Genomic DNA, 15,534 nt, shown 5'->3' with positions numbered 1-15,534 from the left:
CGCACGCGCAAAACGAACCGGCCGGCGAGACACGGGAATGGAGACGCCCACATGATGCACCCCGATCTGGAAGTGGTCGAAGTGCGACGCGACGAGTCGTTCAAGGTCTGGTCGCACGGTTATCCGTATCGCACGATCCGCTGGCACTTCCATCCCGAATTCGAACTGCACCTGATCGTCGCGACGCGCGGCAAGTATTTCGTCGGCGACCACATCGGCTCGTTCGGCCCCGGCCATCTCGTGCTGCTCGGCCCGAACCTGCCGCACAACTGGGTCAGCGACATGGCCGAAGGCGAAACCGTCGAACGCCGCAACCTCGTGATCCAGTTCGATCCGGTATTCGTGCGCCGCTGCATGGACGCGTTTCCCGAATGCCGCGACGCGCAGGCGTTGCTCGACGATGCGCGGCGCGGGGTCGGCTTCGACGCGGCGACCAGCGCCGCGATCGCGCCGCTGTTCGACGAACTGCTGGCCGCGCGCGGCATGCGCCGCATCGCGCTGTTCATGACGATCCTCGAACGGCTGTGCGGGGCGGCCGAACGCACGCTGCTCGCGAGCCCCGCGTACGACCAGGCCGATGTCACGCCGACGCGGCTCAGCCATGCGCTGTCGTACATCGGCAAGAACCTCGCGTCCGAGCTGCGCGAATCCGATCTCGCGCAACTGACCGGGCAGAGCGTCAGCGCGTTCTCGCGCGCGTTTCATCGCCAGACGGGCATGCCGTTCGTCCAGTACGTGAATCGTCTGCGGATCGAATCCGCGTGCCAGCTGCTGCTCGCCGACGACGCGAACATCACCGATATCTGCTTCCAGGCCGGCTTCAACAACGTGTCGAACTTCAACCGCCAGTTCCGCGCGGTGAAGGGGATGGCGCCGTCCGAATTCCGCGCACTGCAGCGCCTGAACGCGCGCAGCCGTGAACTGGCGCTGCACGCGGCACCCACCGGCAATCCGCTGCCGCCGCGCGTCGTGACGCCCGGCGCGCCCGAACTCGCCCCGCAGCCCGGATGATCGCCGGGCCGCCGCCCGCCCGAGTTTTCCACGCCGTTTCACCCAGCCGATCGCGCCGCCCGCGTCGCGAGGGGCTTGCTCACCCACGAAAAAGCCTCATACAACCGGAGACACCGTCATGACGCCTGCATCGCCCGCCTCATCCCCCCGTCGCGCCGCCCGCCTGGCGGCGGTTGCCGCGCTCGCCGCCGCGGCCTGGCTGCCCGCCGCCTTGCAGGCCGCACCGCTGCGGATCGGCATGACGTTCCAGGAGCTCAACAACCCGTATTTCGTGACGATGCAGAAGGCGCTGAACGACGCGGCCGCGTCGATCGGTGCGCAGGTCGTCGTCACCGACGCGCATCACGACGTCAGCAAGCAGGTGAGCGACGTCGAGGACATGCTGCAGAAGAAGATCGACATCCTGCTCGTGAACCCGACCGATTCGACCGGCATCCAGTCGGCGATCACGCAGGCGAAGAAGGCCGGCGCGGTGGTCGTGGCCGTCGATGCGAACGCGAACGGCCCGGTCGATTCGTTCGTCGGCTCGAAGAACTACGACGCGGGCGTGATGTCGTGCGACTACCTCGCGAAAGCGATCGGCGGCAGCGGCGAGGTGGCGATCCTCGACGGCATTCCGGTCGTGCCGATTCTCGAACGCGTGCGCGGCTGCAAGGCGGGGCTCGCGAAATACCCGAACGTGAAGCTGGTCGACACGCAGAACGGCAAGCAGGAGCGCGCGACCGCGCTGTCGGTGACCGAGAACCTGATCTCCGCGCACCCGAAGCTGAAGGGCGTCTTCAGCGTGAACGACGGCGGCGCGATGGGCGCGCTCGCCGCGATCGAGAGCTCGGGCAAGGACATCAAGCTGACGAGCGTCGACGGCGCGCCCGAGGCGATCGCCGCGATCCAGAAGCCGAATTCGAAGTTCATCGAGACGACCGCGCAGTTCCCGGCCGACCAGGTGCGTATCGCGCTCGGCATCGCGATTGCGCGCAAGTGGGGCGCGACGGTGCCGAAGGCGATCCCGGTCGACGTGAAGGTGGTCGACCGCGGCAACGCGAAGGGCTTCAGCTGGTGAACGACGTGCAATGCGACCCGAAGGGCGGCGGCACGGCCGGCGCCCTTCGTACGGAGAAACCGATGGACACGATACTCCGGCTCAGCGACATCGCGAAAAGCTTTCCGGGCGTGAAGGCGCTGTCCGGCATTCATCTCGAGATCGCGCGCGGCGAGATCCATGCGCTGCTCGGCGAGAACGGCGCGGGCAAGTCGACGTTGATGAAGATCCTGTGCGGCATTCATCGGCCGGATACCGGCACGATCGAGATCGACGGCGCGCTGCGTCGTTTCGCGGACTATCGCGACGCGGTCGCGGCGGGTGTCGGCATCGTGTTCCAGGAATTCAGCCTGATCCCGCATCTCGATGCCGTCGACAACCTGTTCCTCGGCCGCGAGCTGCGCAACCGCTGGGGCGCACGCGACCGCAAGCGGATGCGTCGCGCGGCGGCCGGCATCTTCGCGCGGCTCGGCGTCGCGATCGATCTCGATGCGCCGATCCGTGCGCTGTCGGTCGCGCAGCAGCAGTTCGTCGAGATCGGCAAGGCGCTGTCGCTCGACGCGCGCATCCTGATCCTCGACGAACCGACCGCCACGCTTACGCCGGCCGAGGCCGGGCACCTGTTCGCGATCATGCGCGAGCTGAAGCGGCAGGGCGTCGCGATGATCTTCATCTCGCATCATCTCGAGGAAATCTTCGCGGTGTGCGACCGCATCACGGTGCTGCGCGACGGCCAGTACGTTGCGACGACCGACGTCGCGCGCACCGACGTCGAGCAGCTGGTGCGGATGATGGTCGGGCGGCGGATCGAGAGCAGTTTTCCGCCGAAGCCGGCGCGCGCGGCGGATGCGCCGCGGGTACTGGAGGTCGATGCGCTGCAGATCGAGCGCGACGGCCCCGTGAACCGTTTCGCGCTGCATGCGGGCGAGATTCTCGGCTTCGCCGGGCTGGTCGGCTCGGGCCGCACCGAAACCGCGCTCGCGGTGATCGGCGCGACGCGTGCGCATCGCAAGGACGTGCGCGTGCGCGGCACGGCGGCGACGCTCGCCGATCCGGCCGACGCGTTGCGCGCGGGCATCGGCATCCTGCCGGAAAGCCGCAAGACGGAAGGGCTCGTCACGTCGTTCTCGATTCGCGACAACATCTCGCTGAACAACCTCGGCAAGTACCGGGCGATGCGCTGGCTGATCGACCGCCGCGGCGAGGCGCGCGCGACGCACGACGTGATGCGGCGCGTCGGCGTGAAGGCGCCGTCGATCCATACCGAGGTCGCGACGCTGTCGGGCGGCAACCAGCAGAAGGTCGTGATCGCGCGCTGGCTCAACCATCACACGTCGGTGCTGATCTTCGACGAGCCGACGCGCGGCATCGACGTCGGCGCGAAAGCCGAAATCTACGGGCTGATGCGCGAACTCACCGCGCGCGGCTACGCCATCATCATGATCTCGTCCGAGCTGCCGGAGATCGTCGGCATGTGCGATCGCGTCGCCGTGTTCCGGCAGGGGCGCATCGAGGCGACGCTCGAAGGCGACGAGATCGATCCCGACACGGTCATGACCTATGCCACAGCCGGCACGCGAGGAGCGACCCATGAACCTGCCTGATTCTTCTTCCCCGTCTTCCCCGACCCTCGCGGCTGCCGCCGGAAACGGCGACGCACCGCCGCCGCGCGCGATGTGGGCGCAGTTGCGACGCTCGACGCTGTTCTATCCGCTCGTCGGCCTGATCGTCGTGTGCATCGCGATGATGATCGCGAGCCCGAGCTTCCTGTCCGCCGCGAACCTGGAGAACGTGCTGCGCCAGGTGTCGATCAACGCGATCATCGCGGTGGGCATGACCTGCGTGATCCTGACCGGCGGGATCGACCTGTCGGTCGGCTCGGTGATGGCGCTGTCGGGCACGCTCGCGGCCGGGCTGATGGTGGCCGGCGTGAACGCGGTGGCCGCGCTCGCGATCGGCATCGCGGTCGGCCTCGGGTTCGGCTTCCTGAACGGCCTGTTCGTCGCGTTCGCGGGGATGCCGCCGATCATCGTCACGCTCGCGACGATGGGCATCGCGCGCGGCCTGGCACTGATCTACACGGGCGGCTATCCGATCGACGGTCTGCCCGACTGGGTCGCGTTCTTCGGCAGCGGCAAGGTGTTCGGCATCCAGGCGCCGGTACTGATCATGCTGGTGGCCTATGCAATCGCGTGGCTGCTGCTCGACCGGATGCCGTTCGGCCGCTACGTGTATGCGATCGGCGGCAACGAGCAGGCGACGCGGCTCACCGGCGTGCGCGTGGCGCGCGTGAAGCTGATCGTCTACACGCTCGCCGGGCTCACGTCGGCGCTCGCCGCAATCGTGCTGACGGGCCGGCTGATGAGCGGGCAGCCGAACGCGGGCGTGGGCTTCGAGCTCGACGCGATCGCGGCCGTCGTGATGGGCGGCACGTCGATCTCGGGCGGGCGCGGCGCGATCCTCGGCACGCTGGTCGGTGCGCTGCTGCTCGGCGTGCTCAACAACGGGCTGAACATGATCGGCGTGAACCCGTATGTGCAGAACGTGATCAAGGGCGGAATCATCCTGCTCGCGATCTACATCAGCCGCGAACGGTCGCGGTAACGTGCGATCGATCAGATATCCGAATCATCAACGAAAGAGACAACTCATGACGACACCCGAAGCCCAGCCGCGGATGACCGCGGTCGTCTGCCACGGCCCCGAGGACTACCGCGTCGAACAGGTCGCGAAGCCGCGCCCCGGCACGAACGAACTCGTGATCCGCATCGCCGCGTGCGGGATTTGCGCGAGCGACTGCAAGTGCTATACGGGCGCGAAGATGTTCTGGGGCGGCCCGAGCCCGTGGGTGAAGGCGCCCGTGATTCCCGGCCATGAATTTTTCGGCCATGTCGAAGCGCTCGGCGACGGCGCGGCCGAGCATTTCGGCGTGGCGTTGGGCGACCGCGTGATCGCCGAGCAGATCGTGCCGTGCGGCAAGTGCCGTTATTGCCGGTCGGGCCAGTACTGGATGTGCGAAGTGCACAACATCTTCGGCTTCCAGCGCGAGGTGGCCGACGGCGGGATGGCCGAATACATGCGCATTCCGCCCACCGCGATCGTCCACAGGATCCCGCTCGGCGTGTCGCTCGAAGACGCCGCGATCATCGAGCCGCTGTCGTGCGCGATCCATACGGTGAACCGCGGCGACCTGCAGCTCGACGATGTGGTCGTGATCGCCGGAGCGGGCCCGCTCGGGCTGATGATGACGCAGGTCGCGCACCTGAAGACGCCGAAGAAACTCGTCGTGATCGACCTGATCGACGAGCGGCTCGAACTCGCGCGCGAGTACGGCGCCGACGTGACGATCAACCCGGCGCGCGACGATGCGCGCGAGATCGTCCGGTCGCTCACCGACGGCTACGGCTGCGACGTCTACATCGAGACGACCGGCGCGCCGGTCGGCGTGAGCCAGGGGCTCGACCTGATCCGCAAGCTCGGCCGCTTCGTCGAATTCAGCGTGTTCGGCGAGGATGCGACCGTCGACTGGTCGATCATCGGCGACCGCAAGGAGCTCGACGTGCGCGGCGCGCACCTGGGGCCATACTGCTACCCGGTCGCGATCGACCTGCTCGCACGCGGGCTCGTCACGTCGAAAGGCATCGTCACGCACGATTTCGCGCTCGAGGAGTGGGACGACGCGATCCGCGTCGCGAAATCGCCCGAATCGATCAAGGTGCTGCTGAAGCCGGCCCGCTGACGGCCGGCGTGCGCCTCACCGGAGACATCATGGAATACGTCATAGGCGTGGACATCGGCACGCAGAGCACCAAGGCGCTGCTCGTCGACCGGCACGGCACGATCGTCGCGCGGCGCTCGGCCGGCTACCAGCCCGATACGCCGCGCCCGCTGTGGGCCGAGCAATGGCCGCAGGTGTGGTTCGACGCCGTGCTCGAATGCATCGCCGGCTGCGTGAGCGATGCGCGCGCGCAGGGTGTGCCGGCCGACGCGATCCGCGCGGTGTGCGTGGGCAGCCTGTACGGCGGCTCGGGCGTTCCGGTCGACAGCGACATGCGGCCGGTCCATCCGTGCCTGATCTGGATGGACCGGCGTGCGACCGCGGAAGTCGACTGGATCAATGCGAACGTGAACGTCGAGCGGCTGCGCGCGATCACGGGCAACGGCGTCGACAGCTATTACGGCTTCACGAAGATGCTGTGGCTGCGCGACCAGCGGCCGGACGTGTGGGCGAACGTGCGCTACTTCCTGCCGCCGAACGCCTACGTGATCTACCTGCTGACCGGCGAGGTCGCGGTCGATCACAGCTCGGCCGGCAATATCGGCGGCGTGTACGACGTCGCGCGCCGCGAATGGTCCGACGATGCGCTCGACATGCTCGGCATCCCGGCGACGATGATGCCCGAGCGGCTCGTCGAATCGACGGACGTCGTCGGCGGCCTGCTGTCGCAATGGACGGAGCCGCTCGGGCTGCCGGCCGGCACGCCCGTCGTCGCGGGCGGCGTCGATGCGGCCGTCGCGACCTTCGCGGCCGGCGCGACGCGCGCGGGGCAGCATGTCGCGATGATCGGCACCAGCATGTGCTGGGGTTACGTGAGCCGGCACGTCGATGCGCGGCACGGGCTCGTCAGCATGCCGCACGTGTTCGACGGGCAGCGCGACCTGTACGTGTTCGGCGGCGCGATCACGGCAGGCGCGTCGGTCGCGTGGTTTCGCGACCAGTTCTGTCACGCGGAGATCGATGCGGCACGCCTGCTGCCGCACGGCGATCCGCACGTGTTGCTCGAGGAGGCGGCCGAAAGCGTGCCGCCGGGCGCCGATGGCGTGCTGTTCCTGCCGTACCTGATGGGCGAGCGCAGCCCGGTGTGGGACGCGAAGGCGAGCGGCGCATTCGTCGGGCTGAGTCTCGCGCACACGCGCGCGCACCTGTATCGCGCGGTGCTCGAAGGCGTCGCGTTCGCGTTGCGGCACAACATCGAGGCCGGCCGACGCGGCGCGGCCGCTCTCGACGACCGGCTGATCGTCGTGGGCGGGGCCGCGCATTCGGCGCTGTGGATGCAGATCATCGCGGACGTGACGGGCTTCCCGGTGTGGACGATCGAGCAGGACGTCGAAGCCGCGATGGGGGCGGCCCTGCTCGCGGGAGTCGGGGTGGGGCTCGTGTCGCACGAGGGTGCGCAAGGCGGATGGGTCACGCTCGTCGAGCGCGCGCGGCCCGATGCCGGACGCGCGGCAGCCTATACGGCGCGCTTTGCGCTCTATACGGCGCTGTATCCGGCGCTCGCACCGATCATGCACGGGTTGCACACGCCATCATGAAAAGTCGATTCGATTTCGGCGGTTCGCGGGTGCTCGTCACGGGTGCGTCGAGCGGGATCGGGCGCGCGTGCGCGGTCGCGCTGGCGCGGGCGGGCGCGCGGGTCGTCGCGGCGGGGCGCGACATGGCCGCGCTCGACGCGCTGGCCGGCGAGGCTGCGTGCGAGACGTTGCGCGTCGATGTCGGTGGCGACGAACACGCGATCGACGCGGCGCTCGCCGCGCACGACGCGTTCGACGGCCTCGTGAATTGCGCGGGGATCGCGTCGCTCGAATCGGCGCTCGACGTGAGCGCCGCGCATTTCGATCGCGTGATGGCGGTCAACGCGCGCGGCGCGGCGCTCGTCGCACGGGCCGTCGCGCGGAAGATGATCGCGCGCGACGGACGTGGCGCAGCGCAGGCGCGGGGCAGCATCGTCAACGTATCGAGCCAGGCCGCGCTCGTCGGCCTGCCCGCGCATCTGGGCTATTGCGCGTCGAAGGCGGCGATGGACGCGATCACGCGCGTGCTGTGCATCGAACTCGGGCCGCACGGTATTCGTGTGAACAGTGTGAACCCGACGGTCACCCTCACGCCGATGGCGCAGTTCGCGTGGAGCGATCCGGAAAAGCGTGCGCCGATGCTGGCCGCGATCCCGCTCGGGCGATTCGCGGAGCCGGACGAGGTCGTCGAGCCGATCCTGTTCCTGCTGAGCGATGCGGCATCGATGGTCAGCGGCGTATCGCTGCCGATCGACGGCGGGTATACCGCGCGTTAGGCAGCGTCATGCGCGGGCGCCGCATGACCGGAACCCGTGGCGAATGCGCGGCGAATGCGCGGCGCGGCCGCCCGGCGGCTAGACCGGATCCTTGCTCGGTGGCCCGTCCGGTTGCTGCGGGTTGTCGTGATGGCCGGGCGGCGACGACAGCGGGTCGTCCTCCGGGTCGCGGTTCGGGTCGGCCGGTGGCTCGGGCGTCGGGGTCGTGTGATCGGTCATGGAGAACTCGCGCAGTGCGTGACGGCGGTGGCGCGGCGGGGGCGCCTCGTCTCCGTTATAGGCAATCGGGCGTGCATTTGCAGCGGGATTGTCGCGGTGGGGCGCCTGCCGTCGGGGCAATCCGCGCGGGCGTGGTTTTCGTGCCGACGCCTGCTGCGCAGGAGCGGGCCATGCGCCGCTCCGCGTGCGGGGCGGGATCGGCGTCAGCGCAAATCCGCGGGCGTATCGACGTCGCGCACGATGCCCGGATCGTCGACGTCGAGCAGCCTGACCGGTGCACTGGCGAACAGCGCGCGGGCGCCGGTGTCGCCGTCGAGGGCGGCGAGCGCATCGAAGTGGTGCGCGGCGAACCCGACCGGATGGCCGCGCGCGCCGCGATGTGCGGGTGCGACGATCGACGCGTCGTCGGCGTCGAGTGCGCGTGTGACGCTTTCGTAGGTGGACGCCGCGATCCACGGCATGTCGCCGAGCGCGACGAGCCAGCCGTTCGCGTCGGGTGTCGCGCGCACGCCGGCCGCGAGGCTCGCGCCCATGCCGCGCACCGCGTCGGGCGCGTAGACGACATGGCAGCCGGCTTCGTTCAGCAGCATCGCGAGTTTTTCGGCACCGGGACGCACGACGGCGATCACGTCGGCCGTGGCCGCCGCGAGACGGCGGGCGGCCGCGACCGCAACCGGCGTGCCGTCGGGAAGCAGCGCGAGCAGCTTGCTGTGCAGGCCGCTCGGGTCGAAGCGTTGACCGAGGCCGCCGGCGAGGAGGACGCCGGTGGCGAGTGACGCATAGGACATCGGCGCGGGGGAGAGTGATGCAGGTGCTGCGATTGTGCGGGAGCGGGCAGGGATCGACAAGTGAGGATGTTACCGGGGCGGGTTCGTTTCGTCGGAAAGAACGTCAGCGCGCGGCTTCGTCGAGCATGCTTTCCTCGACGGGACCGTAAATTGCGTGCGACTGGTTGTGCATGACGGCCCAATAGCGGTCGCCGAATGACCAATGCCACCATTCCGACGGGTAATTGGTGAAGCCGGCGCCCGTCAGCGCGGCGATCAGCACCTGGCGGTGGCGGGCGGCAGCCTGGCTGATGAACGGGTTGTGCGTATAACACGCGCCGGACGATTCCTGGTCGGTTGCGTCGAGCACGCAGCCCATGTCGAGCTCGACGCCGTCCGTCGAGATCAGTGTCAGGTCGACGGCCGCGCCCGTCGGATGGGCGGCGACTTCCGACGGCGCGACGTAGTGGCTCGTCAGCGCGACCAATGTGTCCTCGTCCGGCAGCGGGTTCAGCGTCCGGCGCAGGTGCGCGAGATGCCGGGTGAAGTAGTGGCGTTGCAGCGCCAGCGGACGATAGCCTTCCTTGACGTACAGGCGCAGGCCGTCGGGCAGCGCATGCGCGGCGGCGATCAGCCGTTGCGCCACACCGTGACGCACTTTCAGGAAATGCCGGCTCGAGTGTGCGGCGTCGTCGCGGCCGGGATCGACGGCGATGCGGTCATGAAAACCGGCGAGATCGACAAACCCTTCGTGCGACTCCAGCAGGGCGATCGAGCGGACAACCGGATCGGAGAGCGATATCACGATAGCGGACGAAATGGCGCAATGACGCGATGACGGTTACGGGCCATGAGCCGGCGCCGAGGCTGGCCGGCCGAGGTCGTTTTGTCAGACGATTCGCCAATATGCCGGAGTCCGGCAAAGGATGCGCGGCGGTTCGGCCCGCGGGCAGGCGACGCTCACCAGAGCGTCTTGACGTGCGCGTAAGCGCGGATTTTTTCGTCGCGCGTGACGAGCGGCACGCCGAGCCGTCGAGCGGTCGCAACGATCATGCGATCGGCCGGATCCTTGTGGAACGTGCCGGGGAGGTTGGTGGATTTCGCGGCGATGTCGGCGTCGACGGGCACGAAGCGCATCCCGTCGATCTGCGCGACGGTGGCGAGCCATGCTTCGACCTCCATCGTCAGTGCGAGGCGGTCGTTGCGCACCAGCATCGCAATCTCCCACGCGGAGATCGCGGACGCGGCGAGCGCGCCTTCGCTCCGGGCGCGATCGATCGCGCTTCTCGCCTTCCTGCTGAGCGACGGGTCGCCCGCCACCCACCATACCAATGCATGTGTATCCAGCACGATCACCGCGACGCCTCCCAATCATCTTCCGCAATCGGATCGAGAGGATTGTCATAGCGCATGACCGAACCGCGCAATATGTCCAACGGCTGAGCTTCGCGTGCGTGATACGGCCGGATCTCGAGCGTCGGCTTGCCGTGATCGGTGACGATCAGGCTTTCGCCCGACGCCTCGACGAGCCGGAAGTATTCGAGTGCGCGAGCCTTGAATTCGGATTTCGATACGGGAGCGTGCGGCATCATGATATGAGCATGGTCATTTGACGATGGTCATTTTAGTCATGGAGTCCGACGCAGCGCAAGCGCCGGGGGGCAGCGTTACCCGTTCGCGTTACGCATCCGCCCACTTCCTCAACAGATTGTGATAAATCCCGGTCAGGGAAATGACCATCGGGTCCTTCGCGCCTTTTTCGGCGGACAGCGCCTGAATCTGCGTATCGAGCTGGAACAGCAGCGTGCGGTCGCCGTCGTCGCGCACCATGCTCTGGATCCAGAAGAACGACGCGACGCGCTCGCCGCGCGTGACGGGCGTCACCTGATGCAGGCTCGACGCCGGATACAGCACGAGATCGCCTGCCGGCAGCTTCGCGCGATGGGTGCCGTACGTATCCTCGACACACAGCTCGCCGCCGTCGTACGCATCGGGTTCCTCGAGAAACAGCGTCGCCGACAGGTCGCTGCGCACGCGGAAATCCGTGCCGCGCAGCAGCCGGATCGCGTTGTCGACGTGCGTGCCGAACGTCTCGCCGCCTTCGTAGCGATTGAACAGCGGCGGAAACACCTTGAGCGGCAGCGCCGCCGAAAAGAACAGCGGGTGGCGCGCGAGCGCGTCCTGGATCGCGTCGCCCACCGCGCGCGCGGCAGGCGAGCCTTCCGGCAATTGGCGGTTGCGTTTCGCGAGCGCCGACTGCGTGCCGGACGTCGCGTTACCGTCGACCCATTCGGCCGCATCGAGGTGGTCGCGGCATTGCGCGACCTGCGCCTTGGTCAACACGCCGGGGATATGAAGCATCATGTTGCGGATTCCATAACGTGCGGCTGCGGCTGGGGTTGCGACTGCAGCGCCGCCGCGCGAAACGCGTCGATCGGCGACGACGCGAGATACGCGCGCATCTTCGCGACGAACGCGGGGGTAGCGGTGGCCGGCACGCGCGCGAGCCAGCCGAGCGCCTCGTCGATGCGTCCGCGCTCGGCAAGCAGCCGCGCATGGTTGAACTGGCCGCGGAAGTCGCCGGCGAGGGCGGCGCGGCGATAGTGGTCGAACGCGGCGTCGGGGTCGGCCGGTACGACCCAGCCGTCCTCGTAGAAACCGCCGATCAGGTTGATCGATTTCGCATGGCCGAGCGCGGCCGCGCGGCGGAACCAGTCGAGCGCGTCGGCGCGGTTCTCGTCGACGCCGTTGCCGAGCGCGAGCGTCGTCGCGTAGTTGTACATGCCCCAGTCGAGCCCCGCATGAGCGGCGAGCCGGTACCAGTACACGGCGACCGGCGCGCACGCGGCCGTGCCCCAGCCGAACTCGTAGCAGCGGCCGAGCATGTTCATCGCCATCGCGTGGCCGGCCCGCGCCGCGTGCCGGAACCAGTTGAACGCGGCCGCCGGGTCGCGCGCGACGCCATGCCCGTCGAGCAGGTACTGCCCGTAGACAGCCTGCGCATCGACGATGCCGTTGTCGGCCGCCGCCGCGACCCACGCGGCGGCGCGCTCGGGCGGCCCGGCCAGGATGTCGGCGAACTCGCGCGGCGACACCGACGCGAGCGCCTTCAGCGATACAGCCTCCATCGATCAGTAGCGCGCGTTCAGCGTGACGAACGCCGAGCGGCCCGGAGCGATCGACGCGTAGTGCGCCGGGTACGCCTGGTCGAAGTAGGTGCGGTTGAACAGGTTGTTCACGTTCAGTTGCAGGTCGAGCTTCTTGTTGATCCGGTACTGCGCCATCGCGTCGAAGCGCCAGTACGACGGCACTGCTCGCAGGTTCGCGGGATCGCCGAACACTTCCGACATGTAGAACGCGCCGCCGCCGACCGTGAACTTCGGCGTCACGTCGTAGTTCGACCACATCGTGAGGCTGTGCTTCGGCGTGTTCGGGAAGCGGTTGCCGTCGTTCGCCGCGTCCTTGCCGTTGTCGCGCAGCGCGCTCTTCATGTACGTGTAGCCGCCGAACACCTGCCACTGCTTCGTGATCTGCCCTGCGACGCCGAGTTCGAGACCCTGCACACGCTTGTTGCCGACCATCGCGTACTGGTTGTTCGGCAGCGTCACGCGCGCGTTGGTCGTATCGATCTGGAACAGCGCGGCGGTGAGTGACAGCTTGTCGTTCAGCACGTTCCACTTGGTGCCGAGCTCGATGCTGCGGTTCTTCTCGGGCGCCATCTGATCGGCGTTCGGGCCGACGCCGCCGCGGCCCGGCGTGAGCGACTGCGTCTCGCTGCCTTCGCCGAGCAGCATGCCGGCCGGCGTCGACGACGTCGCATACGACGCGTAGATGCTGCCGTTCTGCGCGGGCTTGAACACGAGGCCGGCCTGCCAGTTCACGAGCGTGTCGTCGCGCGTATAGGTTTTACCGCCGTTGGCCTTGGTGTCGGTGAAGCGGGTCGAGTAGTCGTCGACGCGCACGCCGGCGTTGACCTGCCAGCGCGGCGTGATCTCGATCGTGTCGAAGCCGTAGATCGACTTCGTCGTGGTGCGTGCATGCGCGTAGTCGTTGTTGCGCGTGATCGAACCGGCCCACGGGTCGTTCGGGTTCGGCGACCACAGGCTCGTGCAGTTGTAGCCCGATGCGGCGCCGATGCCTTTCTGGCAGATCGTGCCCTTGTCGGTGGCGACCGTGTACGAATCGCGCTTGCCCCATTCGCGGGACAGCTCGATGCCGGTCGTGAAGCTGTGCTTGAACGGGCCCGTGCGGAATTCGCCGAACAGCTCGGTCAGGTTCGCGAGGCTGTTGATCGAGCTGTCGCGGTTGTTGTTGCGGCGCCAGACCTTGCCGTTCACCACGTTGCCCTGGCTGTCGTCCGGCTGCGTCCAGATGTAGTCCTGCGTCGATTCCGTATAGCGCGTGGTGTTGCGCACCGTGAGGTTCGGCGTGATGTCGTGCTCGATCTTGAGCGTGCTGATGTCCGACGTGGTCTTGCGGAAGTCGCGGTCGATCAGGCCGTAGAAGTTGTGACGATCGACGGGCGCCGGATAGATCGTGCCGACGTTCGCGGGCTTGTTCGACGTCGTGTAGAAGTACGGGATGCCGCCATCGGGCATGTCGTCCGTCTGCAGGTGGTAGTAGCTCGCGGTCACGCGCGTCGGCGTGCCGAGGCCGAACGCGATCGACGGCGCGACGCCCCAGCGCTCGTTGTTGACGGCGTCGCGGCCGGCGACGTCGTTGTTGTGGCTCATCAGGTTCAGGCGGAATGCGGCGTGATCGGCGAATTGCCAGTTGCCGTCGGCGGTGAAACGCCGATAGCGGTCGGTGCCGAGGCCCGCGCTCGCGGCGGCCGTCGTGCCGAGGTGCGGGGCCTTCGTGATCAGGTTGATGCTGCCGCCCGCGCCGCCGCGGCCGCCGTACGCGCCATCGGAACCCTTGGTGATCTCGACGCGCTCGGTGTTGAAGATCTCGCGGGTGGTGGCGCCCGTGTCGCGCATGCCGTCGACGAACATGCTGCCCTGCGTGTCGTAGCCGCGGATGAACGGACGGTCGCCGAGCGGGTTGCCGCCTTCGCCGGCGCCGAACGTGATGCCGGGCACGGTGCGCAGCGCTTCGGTCAGCGTCGCCGCGCCGCTGCTCTGGATCAGTTCCTGCGGGATCACGGTGACGGATTTCGGCGTGTCGACGAGCGGCGCGGTGAATTTCGCGGAAGCGGAGAAGTCGGCCTTGTAGCTGTGCTCGGTCTTGCCCTGGATCTCGATCGGCGCGAGGTGGCCTTCGGTGCCGGCCGGGGCGGGTGGCGGCGTACCGTCCGCCGCGAATGCCGGGCCGGCGGCGAGCACGCTGCACAAGGTGGTGAATTTACCGAGCTTCAGCTCGTCGGGACGTGACTTCATGGTGCGCTTCGACCTCGCGGTGTGGCCCCGGGGCGGTGCGCTGCGGAAATGTGCACGCCGTCGGGAATTATTACGATTTGTTTTCAGGCGGCATTCTATGTAATTTCAACGTGAATGAGAAGCGTTCTTGTTATCGTTTGTTGAGGAATTGTTGACGAATGTGACGGCGTCGTTGCGCAGGGAAGATTGGCCGAATGGCCAGATAGAAAGGGCTTGTCGGGCCGGTTAGAGTCGCAGTGTCGCGATTCACTTGGTATGACAGCAAAATGCTAATATGACTGCATTGAAAGCAATCTTGATGAGGCGCACCATGCCGGTGATCACCGTCCGAAATCTGTCCGATGAAGTGCATCGAGCACTTCGCATTCGCGCGGCCCAACATGGGCGCAGCACCGAAGCCGAGGTGCGCGACATTCTCGAACAGGCCGTTCTTCCGGGCGGGCGGCTCAAGCTGGGAACGATGCTGGCGGCAATCGGGCAGGAGGCCGGCGGATTCGATTTCGACGCCCAGCGCGACAAGACGCCTGCCGATCCGATGAGCTTCGAATGATCCTTGTTGATACGAATGTCATTTCCGAACCGCTACGACGCGAGCCGAACGCGGCCGTGATCGAGTGGCTCGATGCCCAGAATGTCGAAACCTTGTTTCTGGCTGCGATCAGTCTCGCGGAAATACGATTGGGCGTGGCTGTATTGCCGGAAGGACGCCGGCGAGAGTGGCTGCATCAGAGCATCGAGCAGCGCGTGCTGCCATTGTTTCGCGGACGAATCCTGCCATTCGACGATGCTGCGAGCAAAGCGTATGCGAGCCTTCGCGCACGCGCTCGTGCCGCAGGTGTCGCAATTGCACCATCCGATGGTTTTATCGCCGGCACGGCCGAAGCGAACGGCCTGATCGTCGCCACGCGCGATGTCACGCCGTTCGAGGCAATGGGAATTCGCGTAATCGACCCGTGGGCGCGCTAACGAGCCCACGGCTGCCGGCCCCGCAGGCTGCCCCGCAATTGAAAAACGCGCCGTGCGATTGAACTGCACCCCAAAAGTTGGAT

17 protein-coding genes are annotated in these 15,534 nt (G+C 67.5%); 9 read left to right on the top strand and 8 right to left on the bottom strand.

What is annotated here, in order from left to right:
- Window positions 1-51: 51 nt before the first annotated feature.
- The 7 genes from VK92_RS18950 to VK92_RS18920 all read left to right on the top strand — a co-directional run bounded on the left by VK92_RS18950 (window position 52) and on the right by VK92_RS18920 (window position 8,121).
- Window positions 52-1,011 carry an AraC family transcriptional regulator gene (locus tag VK92_RS18950; protein WP_048023218.1) on the top strand — a complete coding sequence of 320 codons (960 nt, stop codon included), beginning with the start codon at window positions 52-54 and terminating at the stop codon, window positions 1,009-1,011.
- A 118-nt stretch (window positions 1,012-1,129) separates the two neighbouring features.
- On the top strand, window positions 1,130-2,071 hold the full coding sequence (locus VK92_RS18945; protein WP_048023217.1) for a substrate-binding domain-containing protein: 942 nt from the start codon (window positions 1,130-1,132) through the stop codon (window positions 2,069-2,071).
- Window positions 1,990-3,654 carry a sugar ABC transporter ATP-binding protein gene (locus VK92_RS18940; RefSeq protein WP_419761811.1) on the top strand — a complete coding sequence of 555 codons (1,665 nt, stop codon included), beginning with the start codon at window positions 1,990-1,992 and terminating at the stop codon, window positions 3,652-3,654. Before VK92_RS18945 ends, VK92_RS18940 begins: the two co-directional genes overlap by 82 nt.
- Complete coding sequence (locus VK92_RS18935; protein ID WP_048023215.1) at window positions 3,641-4,654, top strand: ABC transporter permease; 1,014 nt, start codon at window positions 3,641-3,643, stop codon at window positions 4,652-4,654. Before VK92_RS18940 ends, VK92_RS18935 begins: the two co-directional genes overlap by 14 nt.
- A 46-nt stretch (window positions 4,655-4,700) precedes the next feature.
- Entirely contained in the window at window positions 4,701-5,789 is a 1,089-nt protein-coding gene (locus VK92_RS18930) for an alcohol dehydrogenase catalytic domain-containing protein (protein ID WP_048023214.1), read from the top strand.
- A 29-nt stretch (window positions 5,790-5,818) separates the two neighbouring features.
- Window positions 5,819-7,366 (top strand): FGGY-family carbohydrate kinase, encoded by a 1,548-nt coding sequence (locus VK92_RS18925; protein ID WP_048023321.1) that lies wholly within the window; start codon window positions 5,819-5,821, stop codon window positions 7,364-7,366.
- Complete coding sequence (locus VK92_RS18920; protein WP_048023212.1) at window positions 7,363-8,121, top strand: SDR family oxidoreductase; 759 nt, start codon at window positions 7,363-7,365, stop codon at window positions 8,119-8,121. Before VK92_RS18925 ends, VK92_RS18920 begins: the two co-directional genes overlap by 4 nt.
- Before the next feature lie 78 nt (window positions 8,122-8,199).
- Here the strand turns inward: VK92_RS18920 and VK92_RS42525 are convergent, their stop codons facing one another.
- The 8 genes from VK92_RS42525 to VK92_RS18885 all read right to left on the bottom strand — a co-directional run bounded on the left by VK92_RS42525 (window position 8,200) and on the right by VK92_RS18885 (window position 14,485).
- The gene (locus VK92_RS42525; protein ID WP_021158153.1) at window positions 8,200-8,340 is read right to left on the bottom strand and encodes a hypothetical protein; all 141 of its coding nucleotides are present in this window, start codon (window positions 8,338-8,340) and stop codon (window positions 8,200-8,202) included.
- Between the two features lie 203 nt (window positions 8,341-8,543).
- A complete protein-coding gene (locus VK92_RS18915; RefSeq protein ID WP_021158154.1) occupies window positions 8,544-9,128 on the bottom strand; it encodes a nucleotidyltransferase family protein in 585 nt (194 codons plus the stop codon).
- Between the two features lie 103 nt (window positions 9,129-9,231).
- Complete coding sequence (locus tag VK92_RS18910; protein WP_231600576.1) at window positions 9,232-9,912, bottom strand: M15 family metallopeptidase; 681 nt, start codon at window positions 9,910-9,912, stop codon at window positions 9,232-9,234.
- 155 nt (window positions 9,913-10,067) lie between these two features.
- Window positions 10,068-10,463, bottom strand: a complete 396-nt coding sequence (locus VK92_RS18905) for a type II toxin-antitoxin system VapC family toxin (RefSeq protein ID WP_042973908.1) — start codon at window positions 10,461-10,463, stop codon at window positions 10,068-10,070.
- Window positions 10,460-10,699 carry a type II toxin-antitoxin system Phd/YefM family antitoxin gene (locus VK92_RS18900; protein ID WP_011659184.1) on the bottom strand — a complete coding sequence of 80 codons (240 nt, stop codon included), beginning with the start codon at window positions 10,697-10,699 and terminating at the stop codon, window positions 10,460-10,462. Before VK92_RS18900 ends, VK92_RS18905 begins: the two co-directional genes overlap by 4 nt.
- Before the next feature lie 88 nt (window positions 10,700-10,787).
- Window positions 10,788-11,471, bottom strand: a complete 684-nt coding sequence (locus tag VK92_RS18895; RefSeq protein WP_048023209.1) for a Fe2+-dependent dioxygenase — start codon at window positions 11,469-11,471, stop codon at window positions 10,788-10,790.
- Window positions 11,468-12,235, bottom strand: coding sequence for a tetratricopeptide repeat protein (locus VK92_RS18890; protein ID WP_048023208.1), 768 nt, complete (start codon window positions 12,233-12,235; stop codon window positions 11,468-11,470). Before VK92_RS18890 ends, VK92_RS18895 begins: the two co-directional genes overlap by 4 nt.
- A gap of 3 nt (window positions 12,236-12,238) precedes the next feature.
- On the bottom strand, window positions 12,239-14,485 hold the full coding sequence (locus VK92_RS18885; protein ID WP_048023206.1) for a TonB-dependent receptor: 2,247 nt from the start codon (window positions 14,483-14,485) through the stop codon (window positions 12,239-12,241).
- Window positions 14,486-14,795: 310 nt separating this feature from the next.
- Here VK92_RS18885 and VK92_RS18880 point away from each other — a divergent pair, with 310 nt between their 5' ends.
- Together VK92_RS18880 and VK92_RS18875 are read left to right on the top strand one after the other, a co-directional pair.
- The gene (locus tag VK92_RS18880) at window positions 14,796-15,035 is read left to right on the top strand and encodes a FitA-like ribbon-helix-helix domain-containing protein (protein ID WP_021158161.1); all 240 of its coding nucleotides are present in this window, start codon (window positions 14,796-14,798) and stop codon (window positions 15,033-15,035) included.
- A complete protein-coding gene (locus VK92_RS18875; protein ID WP_021158162.1) occupies window positions 15,032-15,451 on the top strand; it encodes a type II toxin-antitoxin system VapC family toxin in 420 nt (139 codons plus the stop codon). Before VK92_RS18880 ends, VK92_RS18875 begins: the two co-directional genes overlap by 4 nt.
- The last annotated feature ends 83 nt before the right edge of the window (window positions 15,452-15,534 follow it).

Source organism: Burkholderia sp. LK4, assembly GCF_001043615.1.
In the GTDB taxonomy this organism is placed as follows: Bacteria; Pseudomonadota; Gammaproteobacteria; order Burkholderiales; family Burkholderiaceae; genus Burkholderia; species Burkholderia cepacia.
The sequence above is the reverse complement of the archived record's forward strand: the minus strand, read 5'-3'. Positions and strand labels throughout refer to the sequence as shown.